Annotated in this window: 15 protein-coding genes; 2 read left to right on the top strand and 13 right to left on the bottom strand. The window is 69.1% G+C overall.

Going from position 1 to position 17,146, the window contains the following annotated elements; translation table 11 throughout:
• Positions 1-851 (bottom strand): 1-deoxy-D-xylulose-5-phosphate synthase N-terminal domain-containing protein (locus H297_RS36625; RefSeq protein ID WP_037794257.1); only part of this gene is annotated, 851 nt, incomplete at its 3' end.
• A 370-nt stretch (positions 852-1,221) separates the two neighbouring features.
• Positions 1,222-1,911 carry a DUF2848 domain-containing protein gene (locus tag H297_RS0115940; RefSeq protein ID WP_027737873.1) on the bottom strand — a complete coding sequence of 230 codons (690 nt, stop codon included), beginning with the start codon at positions 1,909-1,911 and terminating at the stop codon, positions 1,222-1,224.
• 200 nt (positions 1,912-2,111) lie between these two features.
• Between H297_RS0115940 and H297_RS36620 the strand changes: the two genes are divergently transcribed.
• Entirely contained in the window at positions 2,112-3,422 is a 1,311-nt protein-coding gene (locus tag H297_RS36620) for an MFS transporter (protein ID WP_051351872.1), read from the top strand.
• A gap of 90 nt (positions 3,423-3,512) precedes the next feature.
• Positions 3,513-4,307, top strand: coding sequence for a carbon-nitrogen hydrolase family protein (locus tag H297_RS0115930; RefSeq protein WP_027737872.1), 795 nt, complete (start codon positions 3,513-3,515; stop codon positions 4,305-4,307).
• Positions 4,308-4,358: 51 nt separating this feature from the next.
• On the opposite strand, the gene H297_RS0115925 is transcribed toward H297_RS0115930, so the two are convergent.
• The 11 genes from H297_RS0115925 to ngcE all read right to left on the bottom strand — a co-directional run bounded on the left by H297_RS0115925 (position 4,359) and on the right by ngcE (position 17,126).
• Positions 4,359-4,985 (bottom strand): GntR family transcriptional regulator, encoded by a 627-nt coding sequence (locus H297_RS0115925; protein WP_027737871.1) that lies wholly within the window; start codon positions 4,983-4,985, stop codon positions 4,359-4,361.
• 156 nt (positions 4,986-5,141) lie between these two features.
• Positions 5,142-6,467, bottom strand: a complete 1,326-nt coding sequence (locus tag H297_RS0115920; protein WP_027737870.1) for an ABC transporter permease subunit — start codon at positions 6,465-6,467, stop codon at positions 5,142-5,144.
• A complete protein-coding gene (locus H297_RS0115915; protein ID WP_078514142.1) occupies positions 6,464-7,270 on the bottom strand; it encodes an ATP-binding cassette domain-containing protein in 807 nt (268 codons plus the stop codon). The genes H297_RS0115920 and H297_RS0115915 overlap by 4 nt, the downstream gene beginning before the upstream one ends.
• 106 nt (positions 7,271-7,376) lie before the next feature.
• Positions 7,377-8,489, bottom strand: coding sequence for a substrate-binding domain-containing protein (locus tag H297_RS0115910; protein WP_027737868.1), 1,113 nt, complete (start codon positions 8,487-8,489; stop codon positions 7,377-7,379).
• Positions 8,490-8,808: 319 nt separating this feature from the next.
• Complete coding sequence (locus H297_RS0115905; RefSeq protein WP_027737867.1) at positions 8,809-9,990, bottom strand: ROK family transcriptional regulator; 1,182 nt, start codon at positions 9,988-9,990, stop codon at positions 8,809-8,811.
• A gap of 239 nt (positions 9,991-10,229) precedes the next feature.
• A complete protein-coding gene (locus tag H297_RS0115900) occupies positions 10,230-11,135 on the bottom strand; it encodes a carbohydrate ABC transporter permease (protein WP_027737866.1) in 906 nt (301 codons plus the stop codon).
• On the bottom strand, positions 11,135-12,079 hold the full coding sequence (locus H297_RS0115895) for a carbohydrate ABC transporter permease (RefSeq protein WP_027737865.1): 945 nt from the start codon (positions 12,077-12,079) through the stop codon (positions 11,135-11,137). The genes H297_RS0115900 and H297_RS0115895 overlap by 1 nt, the downstream gene beginning before the upstream one ends.
• Before the next feature lie 52 nt (positions 12,080-12,131).
• Complete coding sequence (locus H297_RS0115890) at positions 12,132-13,394, bottom strand: extracellular solute-binding protein (RefSeq protein ID WP_027737864.1); 1,263 nt, start codon at positions 13,392-13,394, stop codon at positions 12,132-12,134.
• A 242-nt stretch (positions 13,395-13,636) separates the two neighbouring features.
• A complete protein-coding gene (locus H297_RS0115885; protein WP_027737863.1) occupies positions 13,637-14,584 on the bottom strand; it encodes a carbohydrate ABC transporter permease in 948 nt (315 codons plus the stop codon).
• 13 nt (positions 14,585-14,597) lie between these two features.
• Positions 14,598-15,653: a carbohydrate ABC transporter permease gene (locus H297_RS0115880; protein WP_078514140.1), complete on the bottom strand. Its 1,056-nt coding sequence runs from the start codon at positions 15,651-15,653 to the stop codon at positions 14,598-14,600.
• A 45-nt stretch (positions 15,654-15,698) separates the two neighbouring features.
• On the bottom strand, positions 15,699-17,126 hold the full coding sequence (gene ngcE, locus H297_RS0115875; protein WP_027737861.1) for an N-acetylglucosamine/diacetylchitobiose ABC transporter substrate-binding protein: 1,428 nt from the start codon (positions 17,124-17,126) through the stop codon (positions 15,699-15,701).
• Positions 17,127-17,146: the final 20 nt, after the last annotated feature.

The following is a 17,146-nucleotide window of genomic DNA, read 5'->3' as shown; positions in this document are numbered from 1 at the left end:
CCGCGGCCCTTCTCGGTGAGGCAGTGCACCAGCACCGGGCCGCCGAACCGCTTGGCCCGCTGCAGGGCGGACTCGACGGCGGCGATGTCGTGCCCGTCGATGGGACCGACGTACTTCAGGCCCAGGTCCTCGAACATGCCCTGCGGCGCGATGAAGTCCTTGAGGCCCTTCTTGGCACCGTGCAGCGTCTCGTAGAGGGGCTTGCCGACGACCGGGGTGCGGTTGAGGACGTCCTTGCCCCGGGCGAGGAAGCGCTCGTAGCCGTCGGTGGTGCGCAGGGTGGCCAGGTGGTCGGCCAGCCCGCCGATGGTGGGCGAGTAGGAGCGCTCGTTGTCGTTGACGACGACGACCAGCGGCCGGTCCTTGGCAGCGGCGATGTTGTTCAGCGCCTCCCAGGCCATACCGCCGGTCAGCGCACCGTCACCGATGACGGCCACCACATGGTCGCCCCGGCCCTGCACCTCGTTGGCCTTGGCCAGCCCGTCGGCCCAGCCCAGCACGGTGGAGGCGTGACTGTTCTCGATGACGTCGTGCGCCGACTCGGCCCGCGACGGGTAGCCCGACAGGCCCCCCTTGGCACGGAGCCGGGAGAAGTCCTGCCGCCCCGTGAGCAGCTTGTGCACATAGGACTGGTGCCCGGTGTCGAAGAGGACCTTGTCCTTGGGGGAGTCGAAGACCCGGTGCAGGGCGAGGGTCAGCTCGACCACGCCGAGGTTCGGGCCCAGGTGCCCACCGGTCTTGGAGACCGCCTCCACCAGGAAGGTGCGGATCTCCCCGGCGAGTGCGTCGAGCTGCTCAGGAGTGAGCCGGTCCAGATCGCGTGGTCCCGTGATGCGGGTCAGCAACGCCACCCGTACCTCCTTGCTTCGAGCGTGTACGAACGCTGTCGAGCCTTCGTTGTCGGACCGAGCCGATCAGTCGAGTCTAGTGTTCCGCCCGCGCCGGCACTCACCGGCCGGTGCTGCATCGGTCACACGAATGCCGGTTCCTGGCCGGGTGCGCGGTCCGGCCCGGGCATGTGCGGGCGTTCCCCCGTCGTCGCCCCGCACACCCGGGCACCCACGGATGACTCGTATCTCACACCGGTGCGCCGGGCCCGCCGACCCGCACGAAGTGCACGTTTGTTCGACAACCGGATGCGCTGCCCGCACGGAAGCCCCGCGGAGTGCTCACGGTCGTGACAGGTGGCCCGCACACCCGGATGCGGGCCACCTGCTCGGGTCAGCCGATCGGTTCAGGCATCGGCACCACGTCGTAGGCGAGCTCGATCTCCTGCCCGTTCACCGGGTCGGTGAGCCGGACCCGCCATCCGGCGGCGAACTGGTCGACGTCCGGGACCATGGGGATGGTGCCGGAGATCAGGACGGTGCCGGGCTCCAGCTCGCCGCGCTCACGCAGCACGTGGGACCAGTAGGCGGGCGTGAGCAGCTCGCCTGCGGTGCCGTCCTGGATGAGCGTCTCGGTGCCGTCCGCGGCCGTCACCCAGGCGGTCAGGCGCAGGTCGTCGACGCGGTCGGCGACGTCGGCCAGGAGCCAGGCGCGGTCGGCGAGGACGTCGGGCCCTGCGTTCTTGCTCCAGGCCACACCGTGGGCCTCCAGCGCACGGTCGGTGTGGTCGCAGGCCGCTGTCAGCAGCAGCTCCCCGGTGTCGTCGACGACCAGGGCCCACTCGGCCTCGCCGGAGGTGCGGCCGTGCTGTGCGGGGACAGTGCGGGTCTGCTGCGCGAGGTAGGGCGCGACGGGGTAGAGCGCCGGGATCGCGGCGGGGGCGGGGACGCCGAGCTCGGCGAGCTCGGCGACGTGGGCGGCGACGTCCTGCTGGCTGCGGCCGGCGTACCCGGCGTTGAGGAGCCTGGTCGTGGTGGCGGTGCGGCTGCTTCCGTCGGGCAGCGTGAACGTCAGGCTCGGCATGGGTTCCTCCAGATGAGGCCGGGTTCCGGAGAGGTGGATTCCGCCTCCCCTCTTGCGCATACGACCTGTATACAGCAAGTATGCTGAGGTACGACAGCAGGTTCGTGACCGTAAGGGGACAACCCGTGGAGCCAAGCCAGCCAGACCGGGCACCCGCGGACGCCCGGCCGGCACCGGCCGAACCGGACCGCAGAACACTGGTGCGCGCCTTCGTCGCCAGCCTCACCGGCACCTCGTTGGAGTGGTACGACTTCGCCGTCTACTCGGCAGCGTCCGCCCTCGTGTTCGGCAAGCTCTTCTTCCCGTCCGAGGACCCGCTCACCGGCACCCTCCTCGCCTTCTCCACCTACGCGGTGGGCTACGTCTCGCGGCCGGTGGGCGGCTTCGTCTTCGGACGGCTCGGCGATGTCATCGGGCGCAAGAAGGTCCTGGTGGCGACGCTCGTGCTGATCGGCGCGGCGACCTTCCTCATCGGCTGCCTGCCCACCCACGCCGTGGCGGGCCCGGTCGCGCCGGTCATGCTGGTGCTGCTGCGGTTCGCACAGGGCGTCGGCGTCGGCGGTGAGTGGGGCGGCGCCGTGCTGCTGACCAGCGAGTTCGGCGACGCCGGAAAACGTGGCTTCTGGGCCTCGGCCGCCCAGGTCGGCCCGCCGGCCGGCAATCTGATGGCCAACGGGGCGCTCGCCGCGCTCGGCGCCCTGCTCACCGAGGACCAGTTCCTCTCCTTCGGATGGCGCATCGCCTTCCTGCTCTCCGGGGTCCTGGTGACCTTCGGCCTGTGGGTCCGCGTCAAGCTGGAGGAGACGCCGGTCTTCAAGGGCATGGAGGCCGGCGGCGACCGGCCCGAGGCACCGATCCGCGAGGTCTTCACCACCCAGCGACGCCCGCTCGTCGCCGCGGTGCTCTCCCGGGTCGCCCCCGATGTGCTGTACGCGATGTTCACCGTCTTCGTGCTGACCTACGCCACCGAGGAGCTGGACATGGCGCGCAGCAAGGCGCTCGCCGCCGTGCTGATCGGGTCCGCTCTGCAGATCGTCCTCATCCCGCTCGCCGGGGCGCTCTCCGACCGCTGGAACCGCCGGCGGCTCTACCTGGGTGCCGCCGTGGCCGCCGGGATCTGGCCGTTCGTCTTCTTCCCCCTGGCGGACACCGGCTCCTGGGCGCTGCTGGTGCTCGGCGTGGTCGTCGCGCTGGTGATCCACTCCGTGATGTACGGGCCGCAGGCCGCCTTCGTCGCCGAGCAGTTCACGCCGCGGTTGCGCTACACCGGCTCCTCCCTCGCCTACACGCTGGCCGGGGTGATCGGCGGGGCGGTGGCGCCGCTCGTCTTCACGGCGCTGCTCGGCTCGTTCGGACTGTGGCTGCCGCTGGCCGGCTACATCCTGGTGACCGCGGTGCTGACGGTGGCCGGCGTGCTGGCCGGCCGGGACCCCGACCAGGAGGAGGACGAGAGCTACCGCCGTCTCGTCGAGGAGAGGTCCGGCGAGCGACTCGTCGGTGCCGACCGGTGACCCCACGAGCACGACCGACGAGCACCCGTGAGACCGGCCGGTGAGCCCGCGACCGACCGGCGCAACGAGAGAGGGAAACCGTTGACCACCTTGCGTATCGCCCTGTGCCAGTGCACCGCGGGGGCCGACCCGCAGGCCAACCTCGCCACCGTCGACGCGCTCGCCGGACGGGCGGCCGCAGAGGGAGCGCAGCTCGCGGTCTTCCCCGAGGCGACGATGGCCCGCTTCGGAGTGCCGCTGGGCCCGGTCGCCGAGCCGCTCGACGGGCCGTGGGCCGACGGGGTGCGCGAACTCGCCCGGCGGCACGGGCTCACCGTCGTGGCGGGCATGTTCACCCCCGCGTCGGACGGCCGGGTCGCCAACACGCTGCTGGCCACCGGCCCCGACGGCGAGGTCTCCTACGACAAGATCCACCTCTACGACGCCTTCGGCTTCCGCGAGTCGGACACCGTCGCACCCGGCCGCGAGGTGGTCACCCTCGACGTCGCCGGTGTCCGCACCGGCCTCGCCACCTGCTACGACGTGCGCTTCCCCGAGCTGTTCCGGGCGCATGCCGACGCGGGCGCCGTGCTCAGCGTGCTGCCGGCGTCCTGGGGTGCGGGCCCGGGGAAGCTCGACCACTGGTCCCTGCTGGCGCGGGCACGGGCGCTGGACGCGACGGTGTGGCTCGCGGCCGTCGACCAGGCGCCGCCGGGGCCGGACGCGGACGTCGAGGAGCGGACGAAGGCGCCCACGGGCATCGGCCACAGCCTGCTGGTCGGCCCGGACGGCCGGGTCCGCGCGGAGGCCGGAGTCGCGCCGCAGCTCCTCGTCCACGACGTCGACGTGGACGCGGTGGAGCAGGCACGCCGGTCCGTCGCCGTGCTCGACAACCGACGGCTGTAGCAGCCCTCGACCGGCGGCCCGCCGTCGCCGGTCGACGGCGGCCCGCCGCGGTCAGCCGTCGGTCAGGATGCGGCGGGTGGCGGCGATGTGCTCGTCGATGGCGGCGCACGCCCGCTCCGCGTGGCCGGCCTCCAGCGCCTCGATGATGCGCAGGTGTTCGGCGAGCACCTCGTCCTGGCGCCCGCAGGAGCGGTAGAGCGCGACGACTCCCGCGCGGATCTGCCGGCTGCGCAGCGCGTCGTACTGCTTGGCCATCAGCGCGTTGCCGACGGCGGCGACGAGTGCGGCGTGCAGGCGGTGGTCGGCGGCGATGAACTCGCGGGCGGCGTCCTCGCCGCGCAGCGTCCGCTGCTCGTCCAGGATCCGCCTCATCTCGGCCACCGGGGCCTCGCGCCGCTCGACGGCCCGCTGCGCCGCGTACCGCTCCAGCACGGCGCGCATCTCCATCAACTCGGCGATCTCGCGGCCGGAAAGAGGGGCGATGTAGGCGCCGCGCTTGGGGACGAGGCTGACCAGGTCCTCGGCGGCGAGCAGCAGCAGGGCCTCGCGGATGGGGGTCCGGGAGACGCCGATGCTGTCGGCGATCGCCTGCTCGGAGAGGAACTCCCCCTGCATCCGGGGGTCGGTCAGCACGGTGTCCTTCAGATACGCGTACGCCTTCTGCCTTCCGGACACCACCGCGGTCCTCCCACCGACGCTTTGCATACGTGCTGTATACAGAAGCTAGCACGGCCGGGGCGGGCAGCGGCACGGGCGGACCGCGGTCGCCGCGGGCCGCCCGCACCGCCTCGTCGGACCTCGCGGACCGGGCCGGTGACCCGGCCCGCGAGGCTCCTAGGCGCGTCCCGCGGTCTTCTGGGTGCGGCGGGAGACCGAGTCGATGACGACGGCCGCCAGCAGCACCGCGCCGGTGATCATGTCGCGGACGGCGGATCCGGTGCCCAGCAGGGCCATGCCGGAGTTGATGGACTGGATGACCAGCGCACCCAGCAGCGCCGACCAGGTCTTGCCCCGGCCGCCGAAGAGGCTGGTCCCGCCGATGACGGCGGCGGCGATGCAGTTCATCAGCAGGCTGCCCGCGCCGGAGGACTGGTTGGCCGCGTTGATCTGGGAGGCGAAGAACAGACCGCCGACGGCGGCCATCGTCCCGGCGATGGAGTAGACGGTGATGCGCACCATGGGCACGCTGATGCCCGCCCGCGTGGCGGCCTCGCTGCTGCCGCCCACCGCGAAGACCTGCCGCCCGTAGGTGGTGCGCCGCAGCACGAAGTCGCCGAGCACGACGACGCCGACGAAGATGACGACCGCCAGCGGCAGCCCCTTGTAGGAGTTGAAGACCAGCGCGGCCGCGTACGCGGGTATCGCCACCACGACGGTGCGCAGCACGATCTCGCTGAGCGGACGGCTGGGCACGTCGGCGGCCTTGCGCCGCCGCGCGTCCAGCAGCGAGAAGCCCAGGAAGGCGAGCACGCAGACGGTGGCCAGGCCCATCGCCCAGAACTTGTCGGCGAAGTAGTGGTTGGTCAGCTGCGCGACCAGCCCGTCGTCGTCCAGGTTGATGGTGCCGCTGGGCCCCAGGATCTGGAGCATCAGGCCGTTCCAGCCGAGCAGACCCGCAAGGGTGACGACGAAGGCCGGTACGCCGATCTTGGCGAAGAAGAAGCCGTGGATCGCGCCGGCCGCCATGCCGACGAGGATCGCCAGCACCACCGCCAGGGTCTCGTTCATGCCGTGGTTGATGTTCAGCACGGCGAGCACGGCGGCCGACATGCCGCTGACCGATCCGACGGACAGGTCGATCTCGCCCAGCAGCAGCACGAAGACGATGCCGACTGCGATCAGACCGGTCCCCGCGCTCTGCACGAACAGGTTGCTGAGGTTGTCGGCGCTCAGGAACGCCGAGTCCTGGAGCTGGAAGACGATGCCGATGACGATCAGCCCGACGACCACCGGTACCGAGCCGAGCTCACCGGTGCGCAGCCGGCGCAGCAGGTCGTCGAGGTACCCGGCGAAGCCGCGCTCGCGCACCAGCAGCCGCGGGTCGACGGAGGCCACGGGGGCCGCGCTCGCGGTGCCGTTCTCCTCCGCCTCCTTGGTGACGGCGGTCGCGGAGCCGGTCGTGTCGGCCGGCGTGCCGTCGGTGGGGGTGCCGGTGGTCACTTGCGCACCTCCTTGGTGGGCGCCTGCTGGGCGGTACGGGCCTTGCGGCGGGTGACGACGTTGTCGGTGGCGCCGGTGATCGCGGAGACGATCTCCTCCTGGGAGGTCTCGCTCACCGTGAAGGTGCCGTTGTTGCGGCCGAGGCGCAGCACGGCGACCCGGTCGCTGACGGCCTGCACGTCGGCCATGTTGTGGCTGATGAGCAGCACCCCCAGTTCACGTTCCCGCAGCCGCTCCACCAGGTCGAGGACCTGCGCGGTCTGCTCGACACCGAGCGCGGCGGTGGGCTCGTCGAGGATGACGACGCGGGGCTCGCCCAGCAGCGAGCGGGCGATGGCGACGGTCTGCCGCTGGCCGCCGGAGAGGGAGGCGACGGGGATGCGGACGCTGGGGATGCGGATGGAGAGGGTGGAGAGCAGCTCGCGGGAGCGGCGCTCCATCTCGACCTCGTTCAGGATGCCGCCGGACTTGAGCTCGTTGCCGAGGTAGAGGTTGCCGACGACGTCGAGGTTGTCGCACAGGGCCAGGTCCTGGTAGACGGTCGCGATGCCGAGCTCCTGCGCGTCGTGCGGCTTGTCGATGCCGACCGGCTCGCCGTTCCACTCCACGCGGCCCTCGTCCGCGGGGCTGACGCCTGCGATGGCCTTGACCAGGGTGGACTTTCCTGCACCGTTGTCACCGACGAGCGCGACGACCTCGCCGGGGTGGACCTCCAGGTCGACGTCCGTGAGCGCCTGCACGGCGCCGAACCGCTTGGAGACTCCGCGCAACGCCAGCACGGGCGTAGCGGACACGTGAATCACTCCTTACCGGAACCCGCCCGGGCAGGCGGTGCGCCTGCCCGGGCGGATCGATGTTCCCGCGGGCCGGCCGGGGCCCGCCCCGGGCCGATCGATGGTGCCTTGCGGCCTACTTGATGCCCGCCTCGTCGCACGCCTTGCTGAACTTGGCGGTGCAGATCTCCTTGGCGGTGAAGAAGCCGGGCTTGCCGACGTACTTCTTGATGTCGTCCTTCGTCAGCGGCAGCGGCGTGACGATCTTGGTGGGGACGTCCTTCTCCGAGTTGCTGTTGGTGGTGGAGGTGGCGATGTCGTCCAGCTTCTCGCCCTTGGCCAGGGCGACGGCGAACTCGGCAGCCGCGGAGGTCTCGGGCACGTACGGCTTGTAGACGCTCATGAACTGCTCGCCCGCCAGGATGCGCTGCACGCCGTTGAGTTCGGCGTCCTGACCGGTCACCGGGGGCATGTCGTCCTTGGTGAAGCCGGCGCCCTTGAGGGCGGTGATGATGCCGCCCGCCATGCCGTCGTTGGCCGAGTAGACGCCGACGATCTTCTTCTTGCCGAGGGCGGAGAGGGCGCCCTCCATGTTGCTGTTGGCGTTCTCCGGCTTCCACTCCTTGGTGTCGTACTCCTTGCCGATCTTCACCTTGCCGTCGAGGACAGAGTGGGCGCCCTCCCGGTACATCTTGGCGTTGGGGTCGGTGACGGAGCCGTTCATCATGACGATCTTGCCGTCGTCGGCCTTGTCGCCGAGCTCCTTGAGCAGCGACGTGGCCTGGATCTTGCCGACCCGGGGGTTGTCCACGGAGGTGTAGGCCTTGATGGGGCCCTCGGCGAGGCGGTCGTAGGCGACGACAGGGATGTCGGCGTTGTCGGCCTTCTTGACGGAGGCGGCGACGGACTTGGCGTCCACCGCGTCCACGATCAGCGCGTCGACCTTCTTGGTGATCATGGTCTCGGCCTGCTGCTGCTGAAGGTTCGCGTCCTGCTTGGCGTTGGAGTACAGGACCCGGGTGTCCTTGCCCGCCAGTTGCTTGATCTTCTTCTCCAACAGCGGCTTGTCGAACCGCTCGTAACGGGCCGTCTGGTTCTCGGGAAGCAGCAGCCCGATGGTGAGCGGGCCCTTCTTGTCCTTGCCGCTGTCCTTGCCGTCCGCCTGGTCCGCACTGCCGCAGGCGGCTGTGGTGAGGGCGAGCGAGAGAGTGACGGTGCCGAAGACGATGCCGCGCAGCGCAGCGTGCATGGGGTGACCTCCCTGACGGGGCCGCGGCGTCGCGGCCGGGGTAGCCGGAAGTCAACTCGCCGCCGTCGCAACGGTCAATAAGCAAATCCTTAACGAGATGACAACGATGCCATCCGTTGAAATCGGAAACCCACGGGAACACCGGGACGGACCCCGCAAGAGGCCCCGAGAAGCCCCTCAGCGGGCGCTGGGACGGGCGCCGCGCCGGGGCACGGGAAACCCTGCCCGCACCCCGCCACGGCGGGCTCACAGAACCCGACAGCCCCGCTGCACAACGCCGCTGAGCCCCTGCGTCGCCCGCGGCAACTCCCCGCAGGGCTCAGGCTGCCGACGCCGCGTCCACCAAGGTGGTGTCACCCATCTCGTTGAGCACCAGGGCGAGCGCACCCAACACTTCGGCGCGGCTGTCGAGTTCACCCGGCAGGACCTTCAACTGCCGCGCCGCGCTGGGGATGGCGTACCGCGCCACCGAGTCGCGCACGGGATCCAGTACCAGGTCCCCGGCCTCGGCCAGGTCCCCGCCGAGGACGACCCGCGAGGGGTTGAGGAGGTTGCAGAGGCTGGCCACCCCGCTGCCGATGTGCCGGCCGATGTCGGCCAGCACGCGCCGGCACCCGGGGTCGCCGTCGGCCGCCAGCCGCACCACCCGCGCCATGGTCAGGTCGGTGCCGTGGCTGGAGTGCAGCAGCGGAAGCACGTACCGGGCGGCGGTGAAGGTCTCCAGGCAGCCGCGGTTGCCGCAGCGGCAGACCGGGCCCGACTCGTCCAGCGTGATGTGCCCGATCTCGCCGGCCGTGCCGCCCGGGCCGCGGTAGATCTGCCCGTTGATCACGAGTCCGGCGCCGACGCCGCTGGCGACCTTGATGTAGGCCAGGTCCCGGGCGCCCTGTCCGGCGCCCCAGACCTGTTCGCCCAGGGCGCCGAGGTTGGCGTCGTTGTCGACGTAGACGGGCACGTCCAGGCGGGCGGCCAGGTCGTCGCGCGGATTGGTGCCGACCCAGCCCGGCAGGATCGCGGTGGAGCCGAGCACCCCGGTCTCCATGTCGATGGGCCCGGGGACGCCCAGGCCGATACCGATGACCTTGCCGGGCCCGATGCCGCTCTCGGCCACCAGGCGGCGCACCAGTCGCTCGGCCCGGTCGAGGCCCTGGCCGGCCGAGGCGTCCACGTCGATGGGCTCGGCCTCCTCCGCCAGCACCGTGTGGGCGAGGTTGCCGACGGCGACCCGCAGGTGGGAGTGGCCGAAGTCGACGCCGACGACGATGCCGGCGTCGGCACTCAGCGAGACGGCGCGGGCCCGCCGGCCGCCGGAGGAGGTGGGCGTGACCTCGACGGTACCGGCGTCCTTCAGCTCACGGACGATGTTGGAGACGGTCGCGGCGGACAGCCCCGTGGTGCGGGCGATCTCCGCCTGGGTGAGGGAGCCCGCCATCCGGACGGCGCGTACGACACGCTCAAGGTTCGCCCGGTGCAGCGAGGACTGCGACCCCGGAGTCTCCACCACTGTTCACTCCCCGCTTGTCTCCAACATCTGAACTCCAAGAACAGACCCGGTGGGCCTCCCCGTCAAGTCCTTCAAACCCGTCGGGCAACAACCGGCGCTCATTTGTGACTCATCATACGGAGCTGAGCGGGAGAAAGCGCCGGGTCCCCGGCGCTCGCCGGGGACCCGTGCGGGAGGGACCGCGGACGGCCCCTCCCGTAGGTGCGCGGTCACGTCTTCACGTCACCGGGCCGGGCTCACTTCACGGAGCCCGCCGTCAGGCCGGAGACCACGTGCCGCTCGATGAAGGCGAACAGCACGACCACCGGGACGATGGCGACGACGGAGGCGGCGAACAGGTAGTTCCACTGCACCGTGTAGGCGCCGATGAAGTTGTTGATGCCGACCGTCAGCGGCTGCTTGGCCGGCTCCGTGGAGAGCGTCAGCCCCATCACGAACTCGTTCCATGCCGAGATGAAGGTGAAGATCACGGCCGTGACGACGCCGGGCAGCGCCAGGGGCAGCGTCACCCTCGTCAACGCCCCGAAGCGGCTGGTGCCGTCCACCATCGCCGCCTCCTCCAGCTCCTGAGGGATCGATCCGATGTAGGCGGTCAGGATCCACACGGCGAAGGCGAGGTTGAAGGCGGCGTTGGTGAGGATCAGCGTCCAGACGGAGTTGAGCATGTCCAGCTGGTAGAACTCGCGGTAGAGGCCCACCAGCAGGGCGGTCGGCTGGAACATCTGGGTGACGAGCACCAGCAGCAGGAACCACTTGCGGCCCCTGAATCTCACCCGCGCCGTGTAGTACGCGGCCGGCAGCGAGACGATCAGCACCAGCAGCGTGGAGCCGCCCGCCACCAGGAGCGTGATCTCCAGGTTGTTGCCGAGCGACGACTCCCGCCACACGTCGACGAAGTTGGCCCAGTCGAGCTTGTCGGGCAGATAGGTGCGGTCGCGCAGTTGGTCGGCGGGCCGCAGCGCCGTGACGATCATTTCCAGGTACGGCGCCAGGAAGACGGCCGCGAGCAGCCATGCGACGGCGGCGATCACCAGGGTGCGCGGCCGGAAGGTGCGCCTGGGCGGGCGCACGGTGCGCTTGACGGGCCCGGCGGGGCCCTCCTTGACGGGGCCGGGCCCCGCGGCCTGAGTTGCGGTCGCCATCAGTCCTCCTCGTTCCACCGGCTGACCTTGAGGAAGAGCAGCACGAGCACGACGACCATGGCGAAGTTGACCACCGACATCGCCGCGGACTCGGCGATGTCCGTCTCCTTGAGCTTGTACATGAACACGGTGGTCGTCGAGGTGTCGCTGCCCGGCCCGCCCTGCGTCATCGCCCAGATGATCGGGAACGAGTTGAAGACGTTGATGAGGTTGATGACCACACCGACGAGGAAGGCGGGCCGCAGCAGCGGAAGCGTGATGCCCCGGTAGGTCTGCCAAGGTCCAGCGCCGTCGATGCGGGCCGCCTCGTAGACGTCCCCCGGGATCGTCTGGAGCCCGGCCAGCAGGGTGTAGGTGGTGAAGGGCAGCGAGACGAACACGGCCACGAACATCATCCAGGGCCAGGCGGTGGACTGCGAGCCCAGCCAGTCCTCTGACTTGTCGATGATGCCCAGGTCCAGCATCACCGTGTTCAGCACGCCGGCGGTCTGGTTGAGCATCCACTTGAAGCCGATGGCCGTCATCAGCACCGAGGCCGCCCAGGGCGCGATGAGGGCCCAGCGGGTGATCCGGCGGCCGGGGAAGCGCTGGTTGAACAGCTGCGCCAGTCCCAGCGAGACCAGCATGGTGACGCCGACGACCACGATCGTCCACAGGACGGTCATGGCGATGACGTGTCCGAAGCCGGACTCGTCGAAGAGCTGCTTGTACTTGTCCGTCCCGGCCGAGCCCCGCACCATCCCCGAGATGCTGATCTCCTGGAAGGAGGTCCTGATCAGCTCGATGACGGGCCAGACGACGACGGCGAGGATGAGCAGGACGACCGGGGCTATCCAGGGAAGCGGGCCGAGCCGGGCCAGCCCGCCGCGCGAGCGGGGGGCCGGCCTGACGGGCTGCCCGCCCCGTCCCCGGCTCCTGCTGGCCGGGGACGGCGGGGCCTTCAATGACACGGGATCTCCTAGCGGTACTCAGGTGCGAGGGGGAGCGAGCCGCGGCCTACTTGCTCTTCGCCGCCGCTGCCTCCGCCTTCTTCTGCAGATCCCCGAGGACCTTCTTCGGGTCCTCCTTGGCCGCCTGGCCGCCGGTCTTCTTCATCTCCGCGGAGACGACGTCCCAGGACGGGTCGCCCAGCGGGTAGAACCGCGCGCCGTCGAGCTCGTCGAAGAAGGGCTGAAGGTCCTTGTGCTTGCCGCTGGACTGCATCGTCTGGAGCGCGTCCTGGGTGACCGGCATGAAGTTGTACATCTCGTCGAACTTCAGCATCTGCTTCGAGTACACGAAGTCGAGGAAGGTCTTGATCTGCTTCTGCTTGCCGCCGTCCTTGAAGGCCATCATCCAGTCGGCGACGCCCAGCGTGGTCTTGAGCGGACCGGTCTTGCCGGGGATGGTGGTGACGCCGTAGTCGACCTTGCCGGCCTTGGCCATCTGGACCAGGCTCGGGTGGCCGTTGAGCATCCCCGCCTTGCCCGCGGCGAAGTCCGCGAAGGCCGTCTTGCGGTCGGTGGTGGCCGGGTTGGAGTAGGTGAGCCCCGGCTTGACGAGGTTGTCCCGCAGCCAGTCGAAGGTCTCGACGTTCTTCTTGCTGTCGAGGGTGTACTTGCCGCCGGCGTCGGTGTAACCGCCGCCGTTGCCCAGCTCCCAGATCATCGACTCGCCCTGCGCCTCCTCGGGCCCCAGCGGGAGCGCGTAGGGGGTGTCGGCGGCCTTGGTCTTCTTGATCTTCTGCGCGGCGTCGGCCAGCTCGTCCCAGGTCTTGGGCGGGCTCTTGATGCCGGCCTTCTTGAAGACGGCCTTGTTGTAGAAGAGGACCCGGGTCGAGGAGACCCACGGGATGCCGTACTGGGTACCCTTCACCTCGCCGGCCTTGGCGAAGGAGGGTATGAGGTTCTTCTGCGTCTTGGGCGAGAGGACCTCGTCGGCCTTGTAGAGCAGGTCGTCGGCGACCTTGTCCGCGTAGCCGCCGGTCTGCAGCAGGTCCGGCACGTTGCCGGACTGGATCATCGTCTTGACCTGCTTGTCGATGTCGTTCCAGTTGATGACCTGGACGTCGACCTTGATGCCCTTGTGCTTCTTCTCGAAGTCCTTGACGACCGAGTCCCAGTAGACCTTGGACGCGTTGGACTTCTTGTCGCCGTAGTCGGCCGCCACCAGCTTGATGGTGTTCTTGTCCCCGGAGCTCCCGCTGTCACCGCCGCAGGCGGTGACGCTCAGCGCCATGGCGAGCACCGCGGCACCGGCCGCCACTGCTCTGTAGTTCATGTTGCTCAACCCTTCGACATCGGTGTCGACTTGCTCGCAGGTGATGCTGTCGCTCCGGGCGCCACCCGGATCCCCCGCGCGACGCTCGGGCGAGGAGCCCCGACTGACCGGCGGGTGATCCCGTCGCAGTCAGGGCGCAGACTATCCATGGCCGTTTCCGCCTCGACAGGTCTAGGCCACTTTCGTGGCCAAGCTGAAATCACCGTCCGGGGCGGCCCGTTCGACCTGCTGCTTCGTCCGGCCTACTTGATGGCTCCCGCGGTCAGCCCGGCCTGCACCTGGCGCTGGAAGACCGAGTAGACGAGGAGCACCGGCAGCATGGCGATGGTCAGCCCGGCGAACAGGGCGCCCCAGTTGCCCGCGTACCCCTGGGAGACCGTCAGCGCCGCCAGTCCCTGGGGCAGCACGTAGTTGTCCTCGTTGTCGTTGTTGAGCAGCAGCGGCAGCAGGTACTGGTTCCACTGGCCGAGAAAGTTGAAGATCCCGATGCTCACCAGGCCCGGCTTCGCCATGGGCAGCATCACCTGGAAGAAGGTGCGGGTGTGCGAGGCCCCGTCGATCATCGCCGCCTCCTGGACCCCGGTGGGCAGGGTCCGGAAGAAGGAGGTGAGGAAGAAGGTGGTGAACGGCAGCGAGTAGGCGATGTACGCGGTGATCAGGCCCGGTCGGGTGTCCAGCAGGGACAGGTTGTCCATGATGGTGAACAGCGGGATCAGCGCGAGGATCACCGGGAACATCATGCCGCCGGCGAACAGCAGGAAGACGAACCGGTTGCCGGGGAAGGTGAACCGGGCGATCACGTACGCGGCCATCGAACCGAGCAGCATGGTGCCGGTCAACGACCCCACCAGGATGATCAGCGAGTTGAACGCGTAGCGGCCGATCTTCGCCTCGGTCCACGCGTCGGCGAAGTTCTGCCAGTGCAGGGAGGTCGGCAGGCCCATCGGGTCGTTGAGGAAGTCGGCGGTCGGCCGGAAGGAGGTCAGCAGGACCCAGAGCAGCGGACCCGCCGCCAGGAGCACCCAGCCGATCAGGAAGGCGTGCGAGAAGACGTTCAGTACGCCGCTCTCACCGCCCCTGGTCCGCCGGCCGCCCGGCCGCCCGGCCGCGGGCCGGTCCGCGTCCGCCGGTACGGTGTCGGCGGGCTCGCCGGCCACGGTGGGGCCGGTGCTCATCGGTTCGGCACTCATCGCATCCCGCATCTCAGTACTCGATCTGGTCACGGCGGCCGACCCTCATCACGGCGAGCGTGAAGATCATGCTCAGGACGAGGAGCACCACACCGATGGACGTCGCGTAGCCGAACTGGCCCTCACGGAACTGCTCGTAGAGGTAGACCGGGGTGACCTTCAGCGCGTGCGAAGGCACCATGATCAGCACCACCGCGAAGGCGTCCAGCGCCTGGATGCCCATGTAGATCCAGCCGGTGCGCACGGTGTCGAAGATCAGCGGCAGCGTCACCCGGAAGAACGTGGCCACCCGCCCGGCGCCGTCCAGCAGCGCCGCCTCGTAGATGTCCTTGGGGATGGCGCCCATGGCGGCGGAGAAGAGCACGACGTAGAAGCCGACGAAGCTCCAGGCGATCACCACCATGGTGGAGAACAGGGCGAGTTCGTAGTCGCCGCCCAGCCAGCGCTGTTCGAGCCCGTCGAGTCCCACCGCGCCGAGCACGCCGTTCAGCAGGCCGCTGCGCGAGCTGTAGACCTGCTGCCACACGACGGCGATCAGCGCGATGGAGAGCACCTGCGGGAAGAAGTAGACGATCTTGTAGAAGGAGGAGCCGATGACGCCCGCGACGGCTTCCCCCCTGCGGTGCCGGCCGCCCGCGGTGATCATGTAGGCGAAGAAGATGCCGAGCGCCAGCGTGACCAGCGGAACGCACACCAGCAGCAGCAGGCTCGTGCGCAGCGAGTCCCAGAACTTCGGGTCGTTCCACATCTTCACGTAGTTGTCGCCGCCGACGAAGTTCGCCGTGGCGCCGCCCGTCCAGTCCGTGAAGGAGTAGTAGATGGCCTGGAGGAAGGGCGAGATGACGAAGACCGCGTAGAAGATCAGCGGCAGCAGCAGAAACCCGATGATGAAACGGTATTTGTCCAGCGTGCGGTATCTGCGGTCGTAGCGGACCCGTTCCGGGGTGAACCGGGGCGGCAGTACGACCGCCACGGCGAAAGCCAGCTTGTCGCCCGGCGGGAGCTTCCGCCAGGGGACCGTTTTCCCGCTCGTGGGCCCGCCCGTGGCCGGCCGTATCCGATTCTTCACGCCGCTCCGCTTCTCCCCGGAATTCCCCACGCCGTCCGCGCCGGTTCAGGCTTTCTTGATCTTTGTGACGTCGGGGTCCTTGGCCGTGCGGTCGGCGGCCTTCTGCATCGCGTTCATGGTCTCCTTCGCCGAGGACTCCCCGTTCATGAACTTCCCGATGACGGAGTCGAAGTCCGTCCGCCACAGGTCGCCGTACCACTCCTTGAAGAAGGCGATCACGATGTCGTCGCCCGCCGCCTTGATCGCTTTTTGCGAGCTTTCCACCCCCGGCGGGAGATCCAGACCGTCGATGGCGCCCTTGACCACGGGCATGGAGGAGACCTCGTGGAAGAGATTCACCGCGGCTTTCTTGCTGTACATCATCCGCATCCACTCCAGGCCGCCCTGCCGGTTCCGGGCCTTTTCCGGAATGATGTACGGCTCACCGGGCGGGGCGTAGAGCGTGCCGAACGGCATGCGGTCGCCCCTGTCGAGCGAGGGGGTCGCGCCGACCCGCATCTCGAAGTCCTTGGGCGTCGTGTCCTTGGCCTCGTTCTCCACCCACGAACCGTCCGGTATGAAGACCGCCTTGCCCTTCGTCCAGGCGGTCTGTGCCTCGATGTGGGCCTGGTTGCCGTCGAAGCCGGTGAGGACATACTTCTTGGCCAGAAGTTCCTCGTACGCCTCCAGCACGTCCTTGACGGCGTCCGTCTTCCAGGCGTTCGGCTCCAGATAGTCGAACGCGTCGAGCTGCTTGCGGCCCCCTACCTGACCGAACATGGGGTACATGCTGAAGAACATGTAGCGCGGGTGGCCGCCGGGGTAAGTCCAGCCGTGCACGCCCTTCTTCTTCGCCGTCCTGCAGACGGCGAGCATGTCGTCCCAGGTCTTCGGGTAGTCCACTTCGAGCGTTTCGCGCAGCATCTTGTTCGAGTACCAGATGCCGTAGACGGTCTGCGCGATGTTCAACTGGTAGACGGCCTTGCTGCCGAACTGGCCGATCTCCTCCACGCCCTTGACCAGGGTGTCGCGCACCTTGACGTCGGGGTCGTCCCAGCTCGGCGCGTCCAGCAGCTCGGTGACGTCGGCGACCTGCTTGTTCTTGACGAGTTTCGACATCGTCATGATGTCCGCGCCGGAGTTGTTGATGACATCCGGCGGGTCGCCCTTCACGACCCGCGGCTGCGTCTGGGTGGCAATCTTCTCGGTCCGCTTCTGGTCGACCTTCCCCTTCGGGTACTTCTTCTCGTACATGTCGCTGACATAGCGCGCGTACTTGTCGTCGTACCCGCCGTTGAAGACGTAGACCTGGAGTCCGGCGTCCTTCTTGACGGCAAGCGGATTGTCGGCGGTCTTCTTCCCCTTTTCCGGCCCTTCGTCGTTGCCGCCACCGGTGGCGCAGGACGTCAGAGCACCGACGGCGGGCACGGTGAGAAGTCCGGCCGCCGTGGCCCGCTTCATCACGTCGCGACGGTTGACGCTGGTGGATCCCATGCTCAAGTCCTCGCCTTCTC

This window comes from Streptomyces sp. CNT360, from assembly GCF_000424785.1.
The sequence above is the reverse complement of the archived record's forward strand: the minus strand, read 5'-3'. Positions and strand labels throughout refer to the sequence as shown.

Bases quoted from the DNA above. Each gene is read 5' to 3' on its own strand.
- H297_RS0115910 (WP_027737868.1), bottom strand. From the start codon at position 8,489: ATGCACGCTGCGCTGCGCGGCATCGTCTTCGGCACCGTCACTCTCTCG.
- H297_RS0115900 (WP_027737866.1), bottom strand. From the start codon at position 11,135: ATGGCGACCGCAACTCAGGCCGCGGGGCCCGGCCCCGTCAAGGAGGGC.
- H297_RS0115885 (WP_027737863.1), bottom strand. From the start codon at position 14,584: ATGAGTGCCGAACCGATGAGCACCGGCCCCACCGTGGCCGGCGAGCCC.
- H297_RS0115940 (WP_027737873.1), bottom strand. From the start codon at position 1,911: ATGCCGAGCCTGACGTTCACGCTGCCCGACGGAAGCAGCCGCACCGCC.
- H297_RS0115890 (WP_027737864.1), bottom strand. From the start codon at position 13,394: ATGAACTACAGAGCAGTGGCGGCCGGTGCCGCGGTGCTCGCCATGGCG.
- ngcE (WP_027737861.1), bottom strand. From the start codon at position 17,126: ATGGGATCCACCAGCGTCAACCGTCGCGACGTGATGAAGCGGGCCACG.